Source organism: Hoylesella nanceiensis DSM 19126 = JCM 15639 (genome assembly GCF_000379965.1).
Classification (GTDB): Bacteria; Bacteroidota; Bacteroidia; order Bacteroidales; family Bacteroidaceae; genus Prevotella; species Prevotella nanceiensis.
This window is the reverse complement of sequence record NZ_KB904328.1, coordinates 526,550-546,894: the sequence shown is the minus strand read 5'-3', so window position 1 is coordinate 546,894 and position 20,345 is coordinate 526,550. Positions and strand designations below refer to the sequence as shown.

The 20,345-nt window shown below is 36.9% G+C and carries 20 protein-coding genes and 1 pseudogene; 12 read left to right on the top strand and 9 right to left on the bottom strand.

Going from position 1 to position 20,345, the window contains the following annotated elements; genetic code table 11:
- Positions 1 to 343: 343 nt before the first annotated feature.
- Both A3GM_RS11755 and A3GM_RS0105210 read right to left on the bottom strand, forming a co-directional pair.
- Positions 344 to 579 (bottom strand): annotated as a pseudogene (locus A3GM_RS11755) (site-specific integrase); the annotation flags it as partial.
- A gap of 69 nt (positions 580 to 648) precedes the next feature.
- Complete coding sequence (locus A3GM_RS0105210; RefSeq protein WP_018362340.1) at positions 649 to 834, bottom strand: hypothetical protein; 186 nt, start codon at positions 832 to 834, stop codon at positions 649 to 651.
- Positions 835 to 1,483: 649 nt separating this feature from the next.
- Here A3GM_RS0105210 and A3GM_RS0105205 point away from each other — a divergent pair.
- The 3 genes from A3GM_RS0105205 to A3GM_RS0105195 are packed head-to-tail and all read left to right on the top strand — an operon-like array spanning position 1,484 to position 3,189.
- Positions 1,484 to 2,158, top strand: a complete 675-nt coding sequence (locus A3GM_RS0105205; protein ID WP_155807549.1) for a hypothetical protein — start codon at positions 1,484 to 1,486, stop codon at positions 2,156 to 2,158.
- A gap of 1 nt (position 2,159) precedes the next feature.
- Positions 2,160 to 2,720, top strand: a complete 561-nt coding sequence (locus A3GM_RS0105200) for a hypothetical protein (RefSeq protein ID WP_018362338.1) — start codon at positions 2,160 to 2,162, stop codon at positions 2,718 to 2,720.
- The gene (locus A3GM_RS0105195) at positions 2,713 to 3,189 is read left to right on the top strand and encodes a hypothetical protein (protein ID WP_018362337.1); all 477 of its coding nucleotides are present in this window, start codon (positions 2,713 to 2,715) and stop codon (positions 3,187 to 3,189) included. Before A3GM_RS0105200 ends, A3GM_RS0105195 begins: the two co-directional genes overlap by 8 nt.
- Positions 3,190 to 3,722: 533 nt before the next feature.
- Here the strand turns inward: A3GM_RS0105195 and A3GM_RS0105190 are convergent.
- The gene (locus A3GM_RS0105190) at positions 3,723 to 4,322 is read right to left on the bottom strand and encodes a DUF559 domain-containing protein (protein WP_018362336.1); all 600 of its coding nucleotides are present in this window, start codon (positions 4,320 to 4,322) and stop codon (positions 3,723 to 3,725) included.
- A gap of 380 nt (positions 4,323 to 4,702) precedes the next feature.
- Between A3GM_RS0105190 and A3GM_RS0105185 the strand changes: the two genes are divergently transcribed.
- The 7 genes from A3GM_RS0105185 to A3GM_RS11020 all read left to right on the top strand — a co-directional run bounded on the left by A3GM_RS0105185 (position 4,703) and on the right by A3GM_RS11020 (position 14,101).
- On the top strand, positions 4,703 to 5,926 hold the full coding sequence (locus A3GM_RS0105185; RefSeq protein ID WP_018362335.1) for a site-specific integrase: 1,224 nt from the start codon (positions 4,703 to 4,705) through the stop codon (positions 5,924 to 5,926).
- 116 nt (positions 5,927 to 6,042) lie between these two features.
- A complete protein-coding gene (locus tag A3GM_RS0105180; RefSeq protein ID WP_018362334.1) occupies positions 6,043 to 6,246 on the top strand; it encodes a helix-turn-helix transcriptional regulator in 204 nt (67 codons plus the stop codon).
- A 14-nt stretch (positions 6,247 to 6,260) separates the two neighbouring features.
- Positions 6,261 to 7,310, top strand: coding sequence for a FlaG family protein (locus A3GM_RS0105175; RefSeq protein ID WP_018362333.1), 1,050 nt, complete (start codon positions 6,261 to 6,263; stop codon positions 7,308 to 7,310).
- Positions 7,311 to 7,395: 85 nt separating this feature from the next.
- Positions 7,396 to 10,107, top strand: coding sequence for a DEAD/DEAH box helicase family protein (locus A3GM_RS0105170; protein WP_018362332.1), 2,712 nt, complete (start codon positions 7,396 to 7,398; stop codon positions 10,105 to 10,107).
- Between the two features lie 3 nt (positions 10,108 to 10,110).
- On the top strand, positions 10,111 to 11,532 hold the full coding sequence (locus A3GM_RS0105165; RefSeq protein ID WP_018362331.1) for a type I restriction-modification system subunit M: 1,422 nt from the start codon (positions 10,111 to 10,113) through the stop codon (positions 11,530 to 11,532).
- Between the two features lie 5 nt (positions 11,533 to 11,537).
- Entirely contained in the window at positions 11,538 to 12,698 is a 1,161-nt protein-coding gene (locus tag A3GM_RS0105160; protein WP_018362330.1) for a PDDEXK nuclease domain-containing protein, read from the top strand.
- Between the two features lie 11 nt (positions 12,699 to 12,709).
- Entirely contained in the window at positions 12,710 to 14,101 is a 1,392-nt protein-coding gene (locus A3GM_RS11020) for a restriction endonuclease subunit S (protein WP_018362329.1), read from the top strand.
- Here the strand turns inward: A3GM_RS11020 and A3GM_RS11015 are convergent.
- A complete protein-coding gene (locus A3GM_RS11015) occupies positions 14,096 to 14,563 on the bottom strand; it encodes a restriction endonuclease subunit S (protein ID WP_018362328.1) in 468 nt (155 codons plus the stop codon). The two genes, A3GM_RS11020 and A3GM_RS11015, sit on opposite strands and share 6 nt — an antisense overlap.
- Before the next feature lie 63 nt (positions 14,564 to 14,626).
- Between A3GM_RS11015 and A3GM_RS0105145 the strand changes: the two genes are divergently transcribed.
- A complete protein-coding gene (locus A3GM_RS0105145; protein ID WP_018362327.1) occupies positions 14,627 to 15,430 on the top strand; it encodes a tyrosine-type recombinase/integrase in 804 nt (267 codons plus the stop codon).
- Positions 15,431 to 15,457: 27 nt separating this feature from the next.
- On the opposite strand, the gene A3GM_RS0105140 is transcribed toward A3GM_RS0105145, so the two are convergent.
- Positions 15,458 to 16,714 (bottom strand): restriction endonuclease subunit S, encoded by a 1,257-nt coding sequence (locus A3GM_RS0105140; protein WP_018362326.1) that lies wholly within the window; start codon positions 16,712 to 16,714, stop codon positions 15,458 to 15,460.
- A gap of 248 nt (positions 16,715 to 16,962) precedes the next feature.
- On the opposite strand from A3GM_RS0105140, the gene A3GM_RS11835 reads away from it, so the two are divergent.
- A complete protein-coding gene (locus A3GM_RS11835) occupies positions 16,963 to 17,085 on the top strand; it encodes a hypothetical protein (protein WP_018362325.1) in 123 nt (40 codons plus the stop codon).
- 60 nt (positions 17,086 to 17,145) lie between these two features.
- Here the strand turns inward: A3GM_RS11835 and A3GM_RS0105130 are convergent, their stop codons facing one another.
- From A3GM_RS0105130 to A3GM_RS0105115, 4 genes are all read right to left on the bottom strand, one after another.
- Positions 17,146 to 17,787 (bottom strand): hypothetical protein, encoded by a 642-nt coding sequence (locus tag A3GM_RS0105130; protein ID WP_018362324.1) that lies wholly within the window; start codon positions 17,785 to 17,787, stop codon positions 17,146 to 17,148.
- Between the two features lie 2 nt (positions 17,788 to 17,789).
- Positions 17,790 to 18,710, bottom strand: coding sequence for a relaxase/mobilization nuclease domain-containing protein (locus A3GM_RS0105125; RefSeq protein WP_018362323.1), 921 nt, complete (start codon positions 18,708 to 18,710; stop codon positions 17,790 to 17,792).
- Positions 18,707 to 19,060, bottom strand: coding sequence for a plasmid mobilization protein (locus A3GM_RS0105120; protein WP_018362322.1), 354 nt, complete (start codon positions 19,058 to 19,060; stop codon positions 18,707 to 18,709). The genes A3GM_RS0105125 and A3GM_RS0105120 overlap by 4 nt, the downstream gene beginning before the upstream one ends.
- 149 nt (positions 19,061 to 19,209) lie before the next feature.
- Positions 19,210 to 20,121 carry a toprim domain-containing protein gene (locus A3GM_RS0105115; protein ID WP_018362321.1) on the bottom strand — a complete coding sequence of 304 codons (912 nt, stop codon included), beginning with the start codon at positions 20,119 to 20,121 and terminating at the stop codon, positions 19,210 to 19,212.
- Positions 20,122 to 20,345: the final 224 nt, after the last annotated feature.

The window sequence follows — 20,345 nt, the reverse complement described above, 5'->3', positions numbered from 1 at the left end:
TTAGAGTAGTTTTCACGCCACAAAAGAGTACATATTGTTGTAAGTTTATACCTGGCTTATACCTGAGAAGAAACTGAAAGCGATTGATAACAATGATGATTCAAATTGAAATTTGCAAAGAGTTAGCAGAAACTTGAAAATAAATAACTTGAGAAAACAAATATTATTACCTTTACATCAAATTAAAATACGATGCTATCAGATGAATATTATAAGCTCCAAGAGAAATTACAGCACCTTATTGTAGTTTTAAATGCAAATGGGAGACACGACAAATCGGATGCGATATATACTATACTTCATGAGTTAGGTATGGAGTTTGAAAATACACCAGTACTAATTATATATATTCAACAAAGTGATCCATCGTATCTTTGGTTATTAGTTTGGGCTTGATACTGAACTCATAAACGAGATATTGCTCTTCAAAAAATCCTTAAATCGATTCAAGGCAATCTTCATCATTTGTAGGTCTTTCTTAGAGTTAGTATCTATGTAAGCCTGGTAGTAATCCAAGAAGTTGATGTTTCTATCTTTCTTCAAGCGGTAACCGAGCATACTTTCCTTAAATTCCTGTTCTGCTCTGCACAAATCTTGGTTACTAACACAAGTATTTAAAAGAGAAGATTGCATTTATAATCTTAGCGATTACATATTTAAAAACTCTGCATACGACTGTGGTGTCTGATAAGGAAGAATATCATTTATCAGGCGCTCTATGTTTCCAGCTATACCATTAGCCTCCTCTTCAGTCCAATCATAAGCTATAATCTCTTTATATAACTCTTTACTAAACTGCTCAGTTTCTTCTCTTGCAATATGCTTTCTATTCATTTTAGCCTATTTATCTTGTAACGTTATAGTTTTTTATCTGAATAATGCTATCCTTTTATTCTTTATTTTTTTATAAACTCCTCATAACCTTTCATGCGGTGGCTGTCTAATTTTATAGCCATCTCTACATAAGGCTTCATCTTGGATATATATTTAATTAAAGGTGTAATAAAATTGCACCTGTACTAGTAATAAACTAACGGAAAAACAAAGATACTATCAGCTCTTTAGACCTAAAAAATAATATCAAGAATAAAGTCACTTTCTCAAATTGTTCCATTTCCAGACGGGGGAGTACGGGATAAAACGTATTCTTTTTTAAAATTCGTACATAATGATGTTTCAATGTGGTTTAATTATTATAATGAAGGTTATAAATATAATCTTTCACTTTCATCCTGTATGTCTAAGTATAAAAAAAATAGGATGCAATATATAATTCAAGCTATAATATTTTCAGTCGCATTATATAATGGTAAAATACAAAGATATTAAAAGCAATAATGATATCTGTAGCTTATTCTCTACTTATATGCAGGCAACCTTTGATACAGTTTACATAGAATTATAGAGGATCATAAATAAAACTAAAAATTACCATAGTTCTCTTTTTTTTTATTACCTTTGTACCATATTTATATATGACTTTATGAAGAATTCAATGAACATTACACATCAAGAAAGAGAAATTTTTAACAAAACGTTTCTCTATAGTGTGACAATACTCTGCTCATTTGAAAAAGAAATTTTAAGTACTTCACATAAGAAAGTTATTATTATTTTAAAAAATGGCGGTTGGAGAGTTAAAGATATCAACGATGTGGGATTGACTTTTGAAAAAGGCTCTTCGTTTTTGTTTGTTGGAAAAAATAGTATTTTCCTATCTATTCCAAAAGTAGATTATCAATCTTTTGAAGATCAAAGCGATACTATAGACCTCATTTGTCAAGTACAAAATAAACTAAAGAATATAATAACGACTACTTCTATTATTAAAACTAATAAATATAACATTAAACATGAGAGTAGTAAGGGTGAAAGTTGGATGAAACAAGTATTGTTCTCAAAAGATTTTAATTCTATTATCAATGAAAATGAAACCCATACTCAATCTATAGATGATTTTTTAATAATAACAAAAGTTCATTTTTCTTGTAAAGATGGTGTTGATACTATAGAGTATACAATTATAACATCCACAAAGACTGATGCATCTCATCCTTTTAAGGATAAAGTAAGCAAACTAAATCAAAGAGTATTTGATGTGTGGAGATGGTCTATGTCTGAGAATGTTATTAAATTAATGAGAAAAAAAGAAATGTAATATGGAAATGGATGCGTTTTTTGCAGATGATAGTAAAGATATAATTCCACAAAACGAGATTAATCTTTTTACATTTTTAGAGCCAATCTTTGATGTAGGAACTTTTCTTTTTATTTTCTTTTTATTTTCAAATGCTACTTGTACAGAAGCCCATAATTTTTCAGTACCCCTAATAGAGGTTCAAAGAAATTCTAAGTTAGGTGCAGCAGGGCGCGAGAAAGTTCAAGCCATGTGGCAAAGAGTAGATGATTTGGCTTGTTTGCAGGAAGGTTGGGATGGTTTCAAGAGTCAAAGCATTAATTCTGAGGTTATTACTGAGTTTAAAAAGGTTCTAAATATTTGTACAGATAGTGATATTGAAAATATTTCAGTGTTTCCACAAGCTAATGGTAATTTATATTTAGACTATACCAAAAATAAGAATATAGCAGGAATAACTTTGTCTAAGGATGAAGTTATCTACTTCAAAGGAACTATTGATAAACTTTCTGAAAAAGGTAACTTTAAATTTACACCAAACGAATTATATAATTTTATCTCTAAGCTAAGTACAAATGACTAAGCGAAACCACAGACCTAAATGCGTACCAATAGAGGACGATGAAAATGTTGCAAGAATAATATATTCTCCTTCCTATATTGAGAATGGTAAGGTGGCTCCTACCGCATTTCGTTGGGAGTATATGCCGTCTGGGAAAGCTGAGGACTATATCTCAGTATTGAGAGATAATGAGGGGTATGATTTGGAGGAACAAAGCAGATGCATGCGTGCACGGAATCCTAATGATACTCGCTATGGGTACGCTTTATTAAAAGCAGGAGATATTAGAGAGTTAAATAACAAGATAAAACAAACTATTTGTTTAGAACCTAAACCATCTAAAAAACATAAGAATCATGCAGGGATATCTGTATATCTCAATGATGATAATAAGGTAACAGCAGATACCCCATCTACTACTCCTGAACTTATGTTTATACAAAAACAGTTAGCCATCCTATGTACTAATATAATAATGTTTAAACAATAATACAAACTTTATTCTCTTCATGGTAAAGAAATATATGTATGTTTTAGTCTATAATAATACCCAAAGTTCGCATATTAAGAAAGAAAACCTTAAAGAAATGCAACTGTAAATGCAACTGTCTAATAATCTCATTTTTTATGCGATAATATTTAGAACATCTATCGGCAAAATCCACATTAGCACATATTTCCAGGATACCAATGCTCTATCTCTTGTTTAAAGTTTCTCAACTCCTCTTTAGCTAAATCTACTTTATCTTTCTCCGTTTGAATAAGAATTTTATTTGCACAAATTGTCTTTTTGAATGAGAGAAAGTACTTGAAGATGCTCAAAGGAATTCTGCAGTGTGATTGGCTTGGCTGCAGGCAAACTGGAAGGAACGTAGCTTAGTGTATTACACTCAATCTAACGAATGATATAAGATACATCAGAGGAATTGTAGCTAGCTCTACAAGGGCGATAATATTACCACCCCTGCAATAACCGAAATCATACCATCTCAATCATTTGTGGCGCATTTAAATCGCTTTATTTTAAATTTTAAGATATTCTTTCTCAAGCATTGATACTCCTGTTAGGAAATCATCATTTTCATTTTGCAACGCTTTTAGATTTGAACGGTATTGTTCAGGATAACAATTAAATTCTCTTGCCATTCTTTTTATACCTTCAGTACAACAATAGGCGGGTGTGTTTCTACCTTTGATACCTAATGAAGGAATTGACTCGTCAAACAGAGGTTCATCAATATCTCTACCAAACATAGACTTAACTACATTATTACTTAATTGGATAAAATAAGGAATCCTTACAACTTTATAACCAAGTTCTTCATAAAATCTTTGGTTTTCATAATCTCTCCTTATTCGATCTGGCTTCTGATAATGCTGAACACCATCAAACTCAATAATAAGTTTAAGACTTTCACATCTGTAGTCTGGTCTACTTCTGCGATTACTGCCCTCAATTGTCTTATCATGAATCCATTCTTTAGTAGGAATTTCTGGAAAGATTACTTTGAGATAGTCTTCCATTCCAGTTCTATGAAGACCCGTATCTTTGTCTATTCCAGCCTTCTCTGCCATGCTCTTAGTTTCTCTAAGGAAACCCCACTTTTGCTTTTTTACATCCATATTAATTACTTTTTGATAGTTTTTAAAGATAAAAATAGTTCAAGGAATTCAATAATCAATAGTTGATTCTTAAAATAAGAAAAGGCTAAGTATTTGATAATTCAAAACTTAGCCTTTTACTTTGTACCCAGACTCGGTACAATGTCGTGAAAACAAGAGAAACCAAAAGAATATATTATATTGATAATCAGCTATTTGAAATTTTCTTATATTTAGTTATTTTGCCCTTTTTTGCCTATTTTTTGTTAGATAGTACACTTTTTGTACACTTTGATGTTCGGAACTTTTTAGTATCTTTGCAAAATAAGAAAACATCTGAAAATAAACAAGTTAATGATTTTACTCGGTTTGATACACATTTAGGTACATAACTATCAACTATGGCAAAATTAGAAAATAAAGCAAAGGAGAACCCGAAATTGGAGCAAAATACGCTTTCTGATGGTCGGATAAGTCTTTATCTGGAATATTATCTCGGTAGAGAAGAAAAACCTGTGTTGGACGAAAACGGCAATACAGTTTTGTATGAAACAGGAAAGATGGCAGGCAAACCCAAAGTACACATCAAGCATAACAGAAGAAAAGAGAACTTGCAATTATACTTGATAGCCAAGCCTCGCACCCCTGTGGAGCGACAACAAAACAAGGAAACGCTTGAACTGGCTACCAAAATCCGTGCGGAGCGTGAACAACAGTTTAAGGAGAGTATGCTTGGTTATCGCCTGAAGAAAGACAGAAATGTCAACTTCTTAGACTATTATCAGGCGTACATAGACAGTTATACGAAGAAAGACCTACGAATGATAAAGATAGCCTTGAATCGTTTTAAGGATTTTCTGAAAGAGCAATATCCAGTTTATGAGTTTAGCATTAAGCCCGACTTAATAACCAAGGATATGATGGAACAATTTGTTGAATACCTACAATCGAGAAGTGTCGGCGAAGGAGCAAAGAGTATCTATCAGCGTTTCAAGAAAGTTGTTCGTTATGCCATCGATCACGAAGTGATGTTGAAAGACCCTTGTAAGGGAGTAGTGTGCAAGGTGGATGAGCAGATTTTACGCAAAGATGTGTTGTCAATGGATGAGATTCAATCACTGATTCAATGCCATTATGATAATGAAAATCCCAATGTCAGGCGAGCCTTTATCCTTTGTCTGTATTGTGGTCTGCGCTTCTGCGATGTGAAAGACTTGACTTATAAAAATATAGATTACACCAATCGCCTATTGAAGTTTGAGCAGAATAAGACAAAAGGACATTCGGCGCATAGTGGTGTAGTTATTCCTCTGAACGATGGATTGCTATCATTGATAGGCGAAGCTCCAGACGATTTGGATTCTTCTATATTCAATCTTCCCTCGTATGAGAGCTGCTGTAAATCTGTGAAACGATGGGTAAAACGTGCAGGAATCAACAAACACATCAGTTGGCATTGCGCTCGCCATAGCTTTGCCGTGAACATCCTCAACAACGGAGCCAACATCAAGACCGTTGCCAGCCTATTGGGGCATAGCGGATTGAAGCACACGGAGAAATATACTCGTGCCGTGGATAAATTAAAGTCGGAAGCAATCAATAGTTTGCCAGAATTGAAAATTTAAGATGAAAAATGAATTGAAAAACATTTTTTTGATTAGAAACAACCATCTTTTTACTCAAAAGAGATATATTCTGAGAAATAATGAGTAATTTTATGGCGTAATCAAGTTACATAAGTATGGAGCGCAAGAAAATAAACCGTTTAAAGGTGGTTCTCGCCGAGAAAGGAATGACCAATAAACAACTGGCAAAGATTTTGGATAAAGACCCTGCTGTTATATCGAAGTGGGTAACGAATGTTGCCCAGCCAAATGTTGAAATGTTCATTCAGTTGGCAAAGATATTGGGCGTGAGGGTTGATGATTTGTTGTGGACAGAATAATATAAGGGAATCTTATGACTGAAGGATATTTATTAGAACTGGTTCAATGTGCATTATCAAATGCGAATACGCAGAATTATCTAACTAACAATTTGCTTAAACAAGCTCAACGCATAGCTACCCACCGCAAAGATTTTATAAATCTATGGTGGATATTACAAGAATTGCAGGGTAATCCACAAGGGACATTTCGAAGAATTGATGACACAATGAAGGCTAAGTTCGTTAAAGAAGACTATGAATTATATGGGAAAAAGTATTTAATGAAATGGTTAGAAGAAAGGAGTATTAACGAACTAAATCCAACAGGGGATATAAAGAAAAGCGACCAAGTCTTCCCATATAGTATTTATGATATAGAAGATAGGATCCAGACAATCGAAAACCACAGAAAATCCTTGGTTAATACCAAAGGTATGCATACTTTGGATGTATATTATACGGAGCAGAATAATGCTGCGAATCGAATGTTCCTTAATCTTCAGTATGAGCAATTTCAGAATATAGTAAAAAGGATTAGAGACAGAGTAATAGACTATCTCATAGAAACGGAAATGCAATTAATGCAGGGTAATACCTTATCAAGATACTTTGAAAATAATAAAGAATGGGTCGTAAATAAGTTGGAAAACATAGACACTAATTTTAATGATTATATTAAAGCGATAGATTCTCATATGATAAAGGGGACGCCTATTGATTATGAGGAGGCATTACTTGATATAAGAAAAGTATTGATGCTTTATGCAAATGCGATTTGCCCTCCCCAAGCAGACCCTGTTACCTGTTCCGATGGCAAACGGAGAGTTTTAACAGAGGACAAATACCTAAATAGAATATCATTTGTGTTATTTGAAAAAGCAGGTAAGCATACTCATACAGAATTGCTAAACCAAAGTGTTGAAGATTTGGTGAAAAGAATAGAGAAAGTAAATGAGCTCTCTAACAAGGGTATACATAATAAAGTGACGGAACAAGAAGCTAATCAATGTGTAATAATAATGTATATAGTGCTTGGTGATTTAATTCGGATTGGAGACGAAGAAGTCTTGCCTTTATCTTGAAATATGTTATTTAGATGATTGATTTATTTGAGAAAATCATTTCTTTAACTTCCGATAATATGCACTTATAAGAATCATAGAAGATATGAAACCAGAAGAAAAAGCGCGAGTTATCATAGACAGAATGTTTGAAGAAGCAGGCTGGAAAGTCGTTGATAGAGATAAGTATGCTCCAAATATGACGGCTGTGGCTATCAAGGAAGGATTGATGGTTGGCAATAGGGAAGCTGATTATTTATTGTTTCTCAATGGAAAAGCAGTTGGGGTATTGGAAGCTAAGCGCATTGAAACAGATATAAATTCTGATATTGTGCAAGAACAAGCTCGCTTATATACACGTAGTTGTCCTAAGTGGTGCCAAGCATGGTTTCCTAATATACCTTTACCCCTTGCCTATGTTGCTAATAGTAGAGACTTGATGTTTTATGATACTCGAAAGAGTAATTCTGAATTTGAGTATTGTAAGAAAATCCATACTCCCAAAGAGGTTAAAAAGTTATTAAGCTTGGAAGATGATTATGTTGGCTTGCCCACATTGAGCCCCAAAGGATTGCGTGCGTGCCAATATGAGGCAATCACTCAATTAGAACAATCGTTTCGTAATGGTGAAAATCGTGCTTTGATGGTTTTAGCAACGGGTGCCGGGAAGACTTATACTGCTTGTTTGGCAGCCTATCGCATGTTAGCTTTCACGCCAACGAAGCGCATCTTGTTTTTGGTGGATAGGAATAATTTGGGTAAGCAGGCTGAAACTGAATTTGGTACATTCCGTTTGACAGAGAATGGCGATCCATTCAATACTATTTTTACGGTTAATCGCTTGAAGTCTTCAAGTGTACTAACAGATAGCAATGTGGTAATATCCACTATACAACGACTTTTCTCATTGTTAAAGGGTGACGAAATTACCGATAATGATGAGGACGATGAAGAAATTGAAGATAAGGAAATAATGCTCCCAGAGAATCCTAATCTTCTTTCAGATTTCTTTGATATGATAATTATTGATGAGTGCCACCGTTCTATTTATGGTAATTGGCAGAAAGTCCTCAATTATTTCTCAAAAGCAAAGTTGATAGGATTAACAGCAACACCTATTCCTGAGACGAAGGCTTTCTTCAATGGCAATATCATCGTAAACTATACGTTGGAGAAGTCTATCGTTGATGGCGTAAATGTTGATTGTCGTGTTTATCGTATCAAAACGCAGGCAACAGAGAACGGCGGTGCTATTCTCGAAGGTGATAAAGTAAAGAGAGAAACATGCTATACGGGGCAAGTTCAGACTATTAACAACCAAGAAACAAAAAATTATACTCGTGAGGAACTTAACCGCAGCATCATCAATCCTGCACAGATTAAGTTGATATTGGAGACCTACCGTGATGCCGTATATACCGAGTTGTTTACCGACCCGCAGCGAGAACCTAATATGGACTATCTGCCCAAGACACTTATCTTTGCACTCAATGAAAATCATGCAACTAATATCGTGCAAATAGCAAAAGAAGTGTTTGGACACAATGATAATTGTTTCGTACAAAAAATCACTTATTCGGCAGGTGATAGCAATGAGCTGATACGACAGTTCCGCAACGATAAGGATTTCCGCATCGCCGTAACTTGCACATTGGTGGCAACAGGTACAGACATTAAACCCCTTGAAGTGGTAATGTTTATGCGTGATGTGGCATCAGAACCGTTATATATTCAGATGAAAGGACGAGGTGTGCGTACCATAGGAGACGAGCAACTACGAAATGTAACGCCCAATGCTTACAGTAAGGATTGTTTCTTTTTAGTAGATGCCGTAGGTGTTACAGAGCATGAAAAGTCTATTACTTCTCCCTCAGACAGTGCAACCACCAAACTAATCTCCTTGAAAGAACTTTTGGAGAAAATAACGCATGGTAACGTAAGTGATGATTATCTGCGTTTATTAGCAAGTCGCTTATCTCGTATCAGTCATAAATGTGAAGAAAAGGACCGTGAGAAGTTTATCAGTCTTGCACATATAAGTATGATGGATATTGCATCCAATATCTTTGATGCGCTTGAGCAAGGATCCTTACCAGAATACGTCAATGTGAATGAGTCAAATACAATCCGCAAGGCTTTGGTGCACAACATTGCGAATGAGCCAGATGCACGTGAGTTTTTATTGATACTTAATGCAGGTTTTATTGAGACCTTGATGCCCGGAGAAGATATGCTTATTTCAAAAGGCTTTTCACAGGAAGAAGCGCAGGCGACCACTTCGGCTTTTGAAGCCTATTGTGAGGAGCATAAGGATGAAATAGAAGCATTGCGCATCATCTACAATAATCAAGGCGAGCCTCTTACTTATGCGATACTAAAAGATTTGGAGAATAAATTGAAATTTGCAAATAGTAAGTTTAATACTTCATTACTTTGGAACTCTTATGCCATAATCAATCCCCCAATGGTAAAACATAGTTCTACAAAAGAGGAAAAAGAAGCTCTTACAAACATTATCCAGTTAGTGCGTTATGCTTTTCACCAGATAGGAAGGCTCGAAAGCTTGTATCCATCTGCCAACCAACGTTTTAATCTGTGGTGTGGACAAAATCAACGACCTCTTACAGAAGAGCAGATTGGAGTGATGCAACAAGTATTTAGCTACATTGCATCGAATGGTTATTGTACAATTACAGAGATTAAAGACAATGACAAGACACAGGCGGCACAACTTATCCGTGCCTTTGGTGGAAAAAATATAGCAAATGAAGCTTTGTCTTCATTATCACAATTTATCATTTACAGAAAAATAGCTTAACAAATGGCAACAAATATATCAACAGAGCAAGCACTTACCAAAAAGGTTTGGAATTTAGCGACCACGCTATCAGGACAGGGTATTGGATACACCGACTATGTTACTCAACTTACCTATCTCCTCTTTCTCAAAATGGATGCGGAGAATGAGGAATTGTTTGAGGAAACATCTTCTATCCCTGAAGGCTATCGCTGGAGTAATCTGATAGAGCTTGATGGCTTAGACTTGATAGAGCAATACGAGAAGACGCTGAAAATACTCAGTGAGCAAGACAATCTTATCGGTACTATTTTCACAAAGGCACAGAACAAGATTGATAAACCTGTTTATCTTAAGAAGGTTATTTCAATGATAGACGAAGAGCAGTGGCTCGTAATGGATGGCGACGTGAAAGGTGCTATTTACGAGGGTATCTTGGAAAAGAACGGTCAAGATAAAAAGAGTGGTGCAGGACAATATTTCACTCCTCGTCCTCTTATTCAAGCAATCGTTGATTGTGTGCAACCTAAGATTGGCGAAACGGTGTGTGACCCAGCTTGTGGTACAGGCGGATTCCTGCTGGCCGCATACGATTGTATGAAACAACAATCACAAGATAAGGACAAACGTGACTTCTTGAATAACAAGGCATTGCATGGTGTCGACAACACTCCGTTAGTTGTTACCTTGGCTTCAATGAACCTGTATTTACATGGCATTGGTACCGACCGTAGTCCTATTGCGTGCGAAGATAGTTTGGAGAAAGAGCCTGACACCTTGGTACATGTAATTCTTGCCAATCCTCCATTTGGAACTCGTCCTGCAGGCTCAGTGGATATCAATCGTCCCGATTTTTATGTAGAAACTAAAAATAACCAGCTTAATTTCTTGCAACACATAATGCTGATGCTGAAAGCTGGTGGGCGGGCAGCCGTAGTACTTCCTGATAATGTTCTGTTTGAGGGCGGTGCAGGCGAAACTATCCGTAAGAAGCTATTGAGCGACTTCAACCTGCACACCATCTTGCGTTTGCCCACTGGTATTTTCTATGCGCAAGGCGTTAAAGCCAATGTGTTGTTTTTTGTAAAGGGGCAACCAACAAAGGATATTTGGTTCTATGATTATCGCACGGATGTAAAGCATACATTGGCAACTAATAAGTTGCAGCGTCATCATCTTGATGATTTTGTAGCCTGCTATACTGCTAATCCTCGTGTCGAAACCTATAATAAAGATACAGCTCGTGATGGTAGATGGCGCAAATATGCGATAGAGGACATTATAGCTCGCGACAAAACAAGTCTTGATATCACATGGATTAAGGCAGGTGGAGAGGAAGAACAATTTACATTAGATGAGTTAATGACAAATATCACAACTCAAGCCAGTAACATCAGTAAGGCAGTAGCTGAATTGCAGAAGTTAATGGATGGAATTAAAGAGTAAACGGAATGGATAGTAATGTGATATTGAGTCAAGAGCAGCAGTTTGATGAGGTAATCAACATCATTTTGCAGCATCAGGGTCGTGCTTCAAGGGCAGTGAATGAAGAAACACTGCTTATGGCTTGGAATGTGGGTGGTTATGTTTCCAATAAGTTAAAAACAGAAGAATGGGGTAGCAAAGTTGTTACTCAACTTTCTGAATATATCCGTACCAAACAACCAAAGTTGAAAGGATATAGCAGAAGAAGTGTATATAATATGGTGCAGTTCTACGAAGAGTATTCTTCCGAAAACTTCTTATCTATAGCATCACAATACCTATCTAAAGAATTTGTGCAGCCAAAAATTGCACAAACTAATGATAAGCCTTTGATACAAGATTATCCAGGAATTGACACTCTTCCTATGCAAGTTATCCAGCCAAGAATTGGACAATTCCCAAAGTTGCTTACACTGACCACATTAACAAACCATATAGAGATATTATGTCGTTGTAAAAGCAGCGAAGAACGACTATTCTATATTTTGTATGCTCATAAAGAACATTTGGTAAAAAGAGAGCTTCAGCGTAGCATTACCAACCAGACCTACACAACATTGTTAGGCGATAAAAAGAATATGTCGAAAGGCTTATTACAGAATTATCCTAATGCTCCTGTTGTATTTAAGGACACTTTGTTTGTTGATTTCCTTGGGTTACCTCAAAAACATAGTGAAGCAAAGCTCAAGAAAGGATTGATAGAACACATGAAGCAATTTATTCTTGAGTTGGGTAAAGATTTTATCTTTATGGAACAAGAGTATAACCTCAATGTGGGTGCATCAACTTTCAAAGCCGACTTATTGTTCTTCCATCGTGGGTTACAAGCACTTGTTGCGGTAGAACTGAAAAAGACAAAGTTTCATCCTCGTGATCTCGGGCAGTTGGAATTTTATCTCGAAGCCCTTGATCGTGATGTAAAGCGAAGCAACGAAAACCCTTCTATTGGTATTCTATTATGTTCTGATGTTGATAAAATGGTGGTAGAATACGCTATGAGTCGCAGTATGAGCCCAACTTTGATAACAGAATACAAACGTATTCTTATTCCGCAAGAGCGTATGCAAGAACAACTCAATGAATATTGCAACCTTTTTCTGGAAGAGCAAAACAATACAAATGATTAATTTGGTAGATAATGGACACAAAGAAGTTAAGACAAAAGATATTAGACCTTGCTATTCATGGCAAACTTGTACCTCAAGACCCAAACGATGAGCCTGCATCTGTTTTGCTTGAGCGCATCCGTACAGAAAAAGAACGCTTAATCTCAGAAGGGAAAATAAAACGTAGTCGAAAGTCTGCTAAAACTACCGATACGCCCCATTATCCGCAGGACGTGCCGTTTGAAGTACCCGAGGGGTGGGAGTGGTGCAAATTAGACGACTTGGCTTTTTATAAGAAGGGGCCATTTGGTAGCAGTCTCACGAAATCCATGTTCGTACCGGACTCACCAGATGCTTATAAAGTTTATGAACAAAAAAATGCCATAAGCAAAGATGCTACGTTAGGGCACTATTTTATTGACAAAGACAAGTATGAAGAACTCAAGTGTTTTACTGTTCAATCAGAAGACATAATTGTCAGTTGTGCAGGGACAATAGGAGAAACCTATGTATTACCACTAAATCTGAGGGAGGGTATTATTAACCAAGCTCTTATGCTCATTAGACTTTTTGATAAGTCCATTTCTGATTTTTATTTACTCTACTTTGATTTCATGCTTAAAAGTGAAGCAGCAAAAGAGAGTAAGGGGACTGCCATCAAGAATATTCCACCTTTCGATATTCTAAAGAATTTCTACATTCCCCTCCCCCCTTTTGCAGAACAACAACGCATTGTAGCTGAAATTGAACGATGGTTTACTTTAATTGATACGGTTGAGCAAGGAAAGTCGGACTTACAAATAGCCATCAAGCAGACAAAGAGCAAGATACTTGACCTTGCCATTCACGGCAAGCTCGTGCCACAAGACACTAATGACGAGCCAGCATCGGAACTGCTCAAGCGCATCAATCCCAAGGCTGAAATTACTTGTGATAACGAGCATTATCCGAAGTTGCCTAAGGGATGGAGCATTACTTCTATGCAGGAAGTGTGTGGTTTGTTTGATGGAGAAAGGCAAGAAGATAGGTTGCTGACCAGCTTAGACGCAAAGTTTTTAAGAGGGTTTTCTGATGGGAAAGTTATAAAAGCTGGCAGATATGTTCCAGCTAACACATATATGATATTAGTTGATGGAGAGAACTCGGGAGAAGTGTTCCAAACTTCAACTGAGGGCTATCAAGGTAGTACTTTCAAGCAGCTAAATATCAATGAAAATATGAATGAAAAGTTTGTCTTAGACATCATCAATTTGCATAGAAAGCCTTTGAGAGAGAATAAAGTAGGCTCTGCTATTCCACACTTGAACAAAAAACTGTTTAAGGCGATCCCTGTGCCGATACCGCCTTATGCAGAACAAGAAAGAATTATTGATGCAATAAATGCTGCGTATGCATTGCTTACTGTAATTGAGGAGAACTTATAAACTCTCCTCAATTACATCTAAAACCTCAAAGAGTAGACGCACTTTCCCTATAATCCGCTTCTGTTCTTCTTGTGGAGGAATAGGTATTTCCAACTTTGAATATTCTGAAATCCAATATCGTTTATGCGTGTCACCGACAAGTCTTGTTATGCTCATAAACAATGATACATATTCCACTTCGACGCCATAATGCACTTGTAATATTTTCATTGCAGACGATTTAACCTTAAAAGGGAAATCCACCAATCGAGAGTCAGTTGTAAAATCGTCGAAGATAATACAAGGTAGTCTGTTATAGATTCCTTCCGTCTCTTTCGTATGCCCAATAATAAATAATTTCCCTGCCGTTAGAACAGGAATAGGATAAGCATCACTATATGCAGTTGATTGTACAATATATGCTGTTGGCTGTTCATATTTTACAACGTCTCCAAGCCTGTATATGCTCCATCCCTTAGGCAACTTCGGATAATGCTCGATATGCTTTATTATATTGTTACTTTATTCATTATAAATCAATGTAATATGGTAACAACATTTCAGAAACATCTTGCCAAGACCAACTTGGCACCAAACACCATCACATCGTATGTGTGGACAGTGAACTACTTCTTTGAACATTACAAGGAAGTGAATAAAAAGAACCTTTTAGCATACAAAGGATTCCTTGTTGAGAATTTTAAGCCTCAGACTGTTAATTTACGTTTGCAGGCAATCAATAAATTTTTGGAATACTCAAAGCAGGAGAAACTAAAAGTGAAGTTTGTTAAGGTACAGCAAAAGAACTTCTTGGAAAATGTGATAAGTGATGCCGACTACAAGTTCTTGAAGACCAAACTAAAGGCTGATGGCTTTGATGAGTGGTACTTCACGATATGGTTTATGGCAGCAACGGGCGCACGTGTCAGTGAATTGTTACAAATTAAAGCAGAGCATGTACAAGTAGGGTATCTCGATCTTTATAGTAAAGGTGGCAAAATAAGGCGTTTGTATATTCCTAAGAATTTACGGACAGAAGCAAATAAGTGGATTAAAGAAAGGGGATTAAGTTCGGGGTATATATTCCTCAATCGCTTTGGCAATCGAATTACAACACGTGGTATTGCCCAACAGCTTAAACATTTTGCTGAAAAGTATGGCATCAATCGTGATGTGGTTTATCCACATTCTTTCCGCCACCGCTTTGCAAAGAATTTCCTCGACCGTTTCAATGACCTTGCGCTATTAGCCGACCTTATGGGGCATGAAAGCATAGAGACCACTCGCATCTATCTACGCAGGACAACGAATGAGCAACAGAAGATAGTGGATAAAGTTGTAAACTGGTAATTGTTTTGCAAGCGTAGCCCAATAAGGCTATGCTTGCAAAGCTTGTTCAACAGTATCAATAATTGAAAATAGCACCTCTATCTTTTGCACAATGCGCTTTTGTTCGGCGATGGGAGGAAGAGGAACAAATAAAGAGTTAATGACTTTGCCGCTTATATTAGGCTGCGCTCCCCCATATGCTAATTCTAAAATTTTATTTTTTTGAGAAAAGAGGAAATAATTTCTATACTTGTCAAAAAGCAAATTAGAATCCACAATCTTAATATTACCAACGCGCTGATTTAAATAAGCAACATATTTTTGATTATATATGCCCATTTTCCCAGTTGTTGCACCAGACATTGCTATCAGTAAATCCCCACTATGAACGATATATTTTTCTTCATATCCTTCATTTATAAAGACACAAGAAGATAGTGAAATTTCATTGTCTTTGATGTTTGATATTCTAATCAATGGTATTCCTTTTGCTTTATATTGGTCGCTACTGAATGCAAAGCCATTCTCAAGCATACAAACATCTCCAAGATTACATAAACACCAATTATAGGGTAACTTCCTACTATGCTCGTTATCACAAGTAATTTCAGCCTTGGGATTGATGCGCTTGAGCAATTCCGATGCAGGCTCATCATTCGGGTCTTGTGGTACGAGTTTGCCATGGATGGCAAGGTCGAGGATTTTACTTTTCGTCTGCGTGATAGTGGTTTGTAAGTCCGCTTTGCTCTGGTCAATGGCATCAATGAGTTTGAACCAGCGTTCAATTTCTACAACGATACGTTGCTGTTCGGTAAGTGGTGGGAGAGGCATAAAGGTGACTGCAATTTTCTCCTTTGATATATTAGGTTGTGCGCCACCACCTCCCATAGCTATAAATACCTTTTTATTTGCAAGTAAGAAATAGAATAAATACATTTGCTCTATCTTATAGTCACTACAGGCACAGCAAGCCTGATTTGTTGTTGCAGGGAATGTAAGTATACCAATCTTTCCTATCGTAGCTCCATACATAGCTATAAGAATACTACCTATGGGATTTAACTTAACAGAAGTCTCATCTAATGCCTTTTGAGTTATAAATTCAGGTATATCCGTAATCAATCCATCGTTTAAGTCACCCGTCTTTAGCCATGGGATGTTGCCACCATAATAATCCTTTCTCAAACGACTGGGAGTCGCCCCAGATTGCCATGTTCCAATTTCTCCTAATGTAGTCCACTCCCAGTTTTCTGGCACCTCAAACGGCACATTCTCATAATGGGGCGTATCGGAAGAATTAGCCATTATATCTCTCCACTGATATGCAATAAGTAAAGAAGGGAGAATTTACTACTTAAGAGTATCTGAAAAAGTTACTGATAACCAATCAAAGGTATCTGATAGGGTGACTGATAAGCAATCCAAGATAACTGATAAACGAAAGGTTATAGTGGTGAAAGTGGGTAGCCAAGGCATTAGAAAATGGTGATAAATTAACATTAAATCGTATTTCCATCTTACAATTAATAGCTGAAAATCATTATATTACCAAGATGGAACTTGCTGCTGTAGGAATTAGTTTCACCTCCATCATGCGTAACATCGAATATATGCGTAATAAGTACCTCCGCCGTGTTGGACCAGATAATGGTGGCTTTTGGGAAATCATAGACTAAGATGCAGCGCACAAGCCCAACCAAGCACCCCACGTTTGGTTGGGCTTATTCCGTATAGAGTTACTTCAATTTTCTTTGCATCAGGCTATCCGCCTTTTGCTTCAATTCCATGTCGTAATCATCTGCTTTTTCCTTGATTAGTTTGATAATCTTTTCATTACGATGAATGTCAAATACATCGTTAAGCCATAGGATTTCCTTAGGGCTACAACCTCTCCATACTCTAATGATACGAAATTTCAAGGCATCATCTTTGTTTTGCTGTTTGCTTTGCCACAAGAAGTAGTTACCGACCAAAGAAATAAAACAGATGATAGACACAGCCACCACAGTAGTAAAGACTCTTGACGATTTGATATCAAAGCTGTGCCTGTGAATATGTTCCTGCGGTATTGGATGCTCTTTATTCTCCTGCCACTCGTGCAACATGGTCAAGACGCTTGACACCAATTTGTCCATGGATTTAGCCTCCTCGTCCTTGATGCGCACTTGCACACCAATATACTTGTTAATCACTTCTTTTGTTCGCTGTTCATACTGATTGAGCAATTCCTGTTGCTCATCACTTTGTGCTAGTGTAGATTGAACAGGGAGGGAAACAGAACCATTCTCCTTTTCTTTCAACTCCTTTAGCTCCCTGTAAATTGTCTCCAGCTTATTTTTAATTTCCTCAAAGAGGACAAATGTATTATTGTCAGCCATAGTTATAAATGTATTTTACGTTTTTTCTTTTTCTTCTTTTTGTCAAGAGTGTTGTAAACTTCCGCAGGAACAGTACCATGAGTTTGGAACAATCCCAATCCTCCTTCGATGAGGTCGTTGGTAATTTCGCTCGTAACACTTGCAACATTGGATATGAGATTTATCATTCCTTGTGTCTGCTGTTCGTGTTCCCTGTTATTCTGTTGCAAGGCAAAGTCTATCTTGGAATAACTGAAATTTCTGTCCACCTTAGAGCCATTGAAATGATAGCCATTCTTTTCAAAGATAATTCCCTGCACCTCCTGTGAGTTGCTTTTGTACTTGAAGCGGACATCAATATCTTGCTTTTTTAAGTGAACAAGCAAGTTTTTCCAATCTCTGCACCGGGCTATTTCTGCTTTCAATGACTGATAGATTTCATTCTTGGTCTTGTCGGGTTCTTTCAAACGATATTCCTTGACTTGCTCTTTACCTGTAGCGAAGTATAAACTGTATTTGGCAGTCAGTTCTTTGCAAATCTTCTCACTTCTGAATCTGTCGTTACGGTCAGAGATGGTCTTGCCGTTGTTATCTATCCGATTGAAAGCAATATGAATGTGCGGATGTTCCTTGTCGAAGTGGCGACCGATGATATATTGCGTGTCTTTTATCCCCATCTTATCCATATATTCACGAGCTATCTGCGCCATCCATTCATTGCTGAGTTTGGGCGTGTCCTGTGCGGAGAAACTCAGGGAGATATGGCCAACAACCTTACCCACTCGTGGATTTAGTTCTGCTTGGTCGATGAAACTTTGGACAATATGGCTAATACTGTCTGTTCTTACTCCAGTACTGTCTATTAGCTCCGTCCCTTTCTTCGGGTCAAGGATGTAATTGATGACACCCCTGAAGTCCGAACCTTTCACTATCTTTGCAATCATCTTCGTATTAGATTTAGAATTTCGTCAATCTTGCCAATAATGATTTTGTGAAAAGGAGTAACGGTATGGAACCCTTCCGCATTGGCACGATGTGCTAACTGGTTGAGGTTGTTTGCCATTCCACACAGCTTGCGAATGAAATCTGCCTGCTCAACCGTAAGGCGTTCAATTATATTTCCATTATATAGAAGTTTTCTTACAAACTCACTCATGGATATTCCTGCGCTCTTGGCTTTGCCTTTGAGCGTATAATAATCCTGCGTATTCAGTTTTACCGTGATACGGTATTTCTTCTTTTCGGCTGCGCCCTTGGTTGGGCGACCACCTTTTTTATATTCTGTTTTTATCATACTTGTTTCTTTTATTTTATTTGATTTGATGGAGACCATCGGGATAATCCTCTGCAACGACTGTCAGGAGGTGGAGCAAGTGGTTTTGGTATGCCCAAAACATAAACTTGCTCCCCCGAAAAATAGATTATGCAAAGCAAATCCTTCAATCATAGATTAATCCCTCTGATTTTCTTATTTTCTGTTTTCTCAGAATGCTTGGATTCAGCACAAAGATACTCGTTTAAGTCCTTGAAACCACTGTATAAAGTTGAAGCATCTGTAACTAAATTCCCAAATTCCTTCGATAATCGCAGATAGGCATTTCTTCCTGCTTCATCATTGTCCAAAAAACATTGAACATTCTCATAATGTGATAATGGTTCTAATGCCTTCTGGATATTTGAGACAGAGTTGAGTACCAAATAATCTTGTCGTTTTAGTCCGTCATTCTCTTTTCTTTGGAGCATCATAAATGAAAGAAAGTCTATGAACCCCTCAAAGACAAAACACGATTGCTTTGATTCCTCATTATGAAATAGACTGATGTCTTTTGGCGTGATACCTCCTTTGAAAAACGGGTTACGTATTTCGTAGCCACCTGCAATATTTGGAAAGCCAATACCAAAGTAATGTTTGCCCCTTGTATCAAAGTGCAGTTCCTTACATACAGTTCTTGCTATTTCAATGTCTATACATCTTTCCCCAAGATATTTGATAAGCGCAGGATGGGCTATGGAAAGTACCTGAAGATTTTCAAAGGAGTTCTGCGGTGTATTCGGCTTAGCTTTAGGTAGACTTACCGATACACCGCTTGGTGCATTACGCTCTATCTGACGAATGAGATACGACACATCCGAAGAGTTGTAGAGCAATTCTGCAAGGTCAATGATGTTACCACCTCTGCCAATACCGAAATCGTACCATAGATTAAGTTCGGTATTTACCTTAAACGATGCGTGCTTCTCCGTTCTAAGTGGTGATAGGTACATGAGGTTCACACCATACTGTTTTACGGGTTTGCAGTCTATTGTTGCAAGAAATTCCTGCAACTTTATCTTTTTTATTTGGTCAATATTCATAATTATATGGAAGTTAAAGTGATGAAAAATTTGATGATTTGATGAATTTGATTTTATCTATATGGTTATCAGATAGTTGAGAACTCATCATGCCCTCATCATACTATTCTTCAAAATAGAATTGCTGACGAAAAGAAGAATATCATCCTTTTCTTTTTTCATCAGCAGAATATCCACGATGAATAAAAGATGAGAACGTAAACGACTTGTACTGAAAGCTTTAT

Coding starts and splice junctions, on each gene's coding strand:
- A3GM_RS0105210 (WP_018362340.1), bottom strand. CDS start 834: ATGAATAGAAAGCATATTGCAAGAGAAGAAACTGAGCAGTTTAGTAAA.
- A3GM_RS0105205 (WP_155807549.1), top strand. CDS start 1,484: ATGAAGAATTCAATGAACATTACACATCAAGAAAGAGAAATTTTTAAC.
- A3GM_RS0105200 (WP_018362338.1), top strand. CDS start 2,160: ATGGAAATGGATGCGTTTTTTGCAGATGATAGTAAAGATATAATTCCA.
- A3GM_RS0105195 (WP_018362337.1), top strand. CDS start 2,713: ATGACTAAGCGAAACCACAGACCTAAATGCGTACCAATAGAGGACGAT.
- A3GM_RS0105190 (WP_018362336.1), bottom strand. CDS start 4,322: ATGGATGTAAAAAAGCAAAAGTGGGGTTTCCTTAGAGAAACTAAGAGC.
- A3GM_RS0105185 (WP_018362335.1), top strand. CDS start 4,703: ATGGCAAAATTAGAAAATAAAGCAAAGGAGAACCCGAAATTGGAGCAA.
- A3GM_RS0105180 (WP_018362334.1), top strand. CDS start 6,043: ATGGAGCGCAAGAAAATAAACCGTTTAAAGGTGGTTCTCGCCGAGAAA.
- A3GM_RS0105175 (WP_018362333.1), top strand. CDS start 6,261: ATGACTGAAGGATATTTATTAGAACTGGTTCAATGTGCATTATCAAAT.
- A3GM_RS0105170 (WP_018362332.1), top strand. CDS start 7,396: ATGAAACCAGAAGAAAAAGCGCGAGTTATCATAGACAGAATGTTTGAA.
- A3GM_RS0105165 (WP_018362331.1), top strand. CDS start 10,111: ATGGCAACAAATATATCAACAGAGCAAGCACTTACCAAAAAGGTTTGG.
- A3GM_RS0105160 (WP_018362330.1), top strand. CDS start 11,538: ATGGATAGTAATGTGATATTGAGTCAAGAGCAGCAGTTTGATGAGGTA.
- A3GM_RS11020 (WP_018362329.1), top strand. CDS start 12,710: ATGGACACAAAGAAGTTAAGACAAAAGATATTAGACCTTGCTATTCAT.
- A3GM_RS0105145 (WP_018362327.1), top strand. CDS start 14,627: ATGGTAACAACATTTCAGAAACATCTTGCCAAGACCAACTTGGCACCA.
- A3GM_RS0105140 (WP_018362326.1), bottom strand. CDS start 16,714: ATGGCTAATTCTTCCGATACGCCCCATTATGAGAATGTGCCGTTTGAG.
- A3GM_RS11835 (WP_018362325.1), top strand. CDS start 16,963: ATGGAACTTGCTGCTGTAGGAATTAGTTTCACCTCCATCATGCGTAAC.
- A3GM_RS0105130 (WP_018362324.1), bottom strand. CDS start 17,787: ATGGCTGACAATAATACATTTGTCCTCTTTGAGGAAATTAAAAATAAG.
- A3GM_RS0105125 (WP_018362323.1), bottom strand. CDS start 18,710: ATGATTGCAAAGATAGTGAAAGGTTCGGACTTCAGGGGTGTCATCAAT.
- A3GM_RS0105120 (WP_018362322.1), bottom strand. CDS start 19,060: ATGATAAAAACAGAATATAAAAAAGGTGGTCGCCCAACCAAGGGCGCA.
- A3GM_RS0105115 (WP_018362321.1), bottom strand. CDS start 20,121: ATGAATATTGACCAAATAAAAAAGATAAAGTTGCAGGAATTTCTTGCA.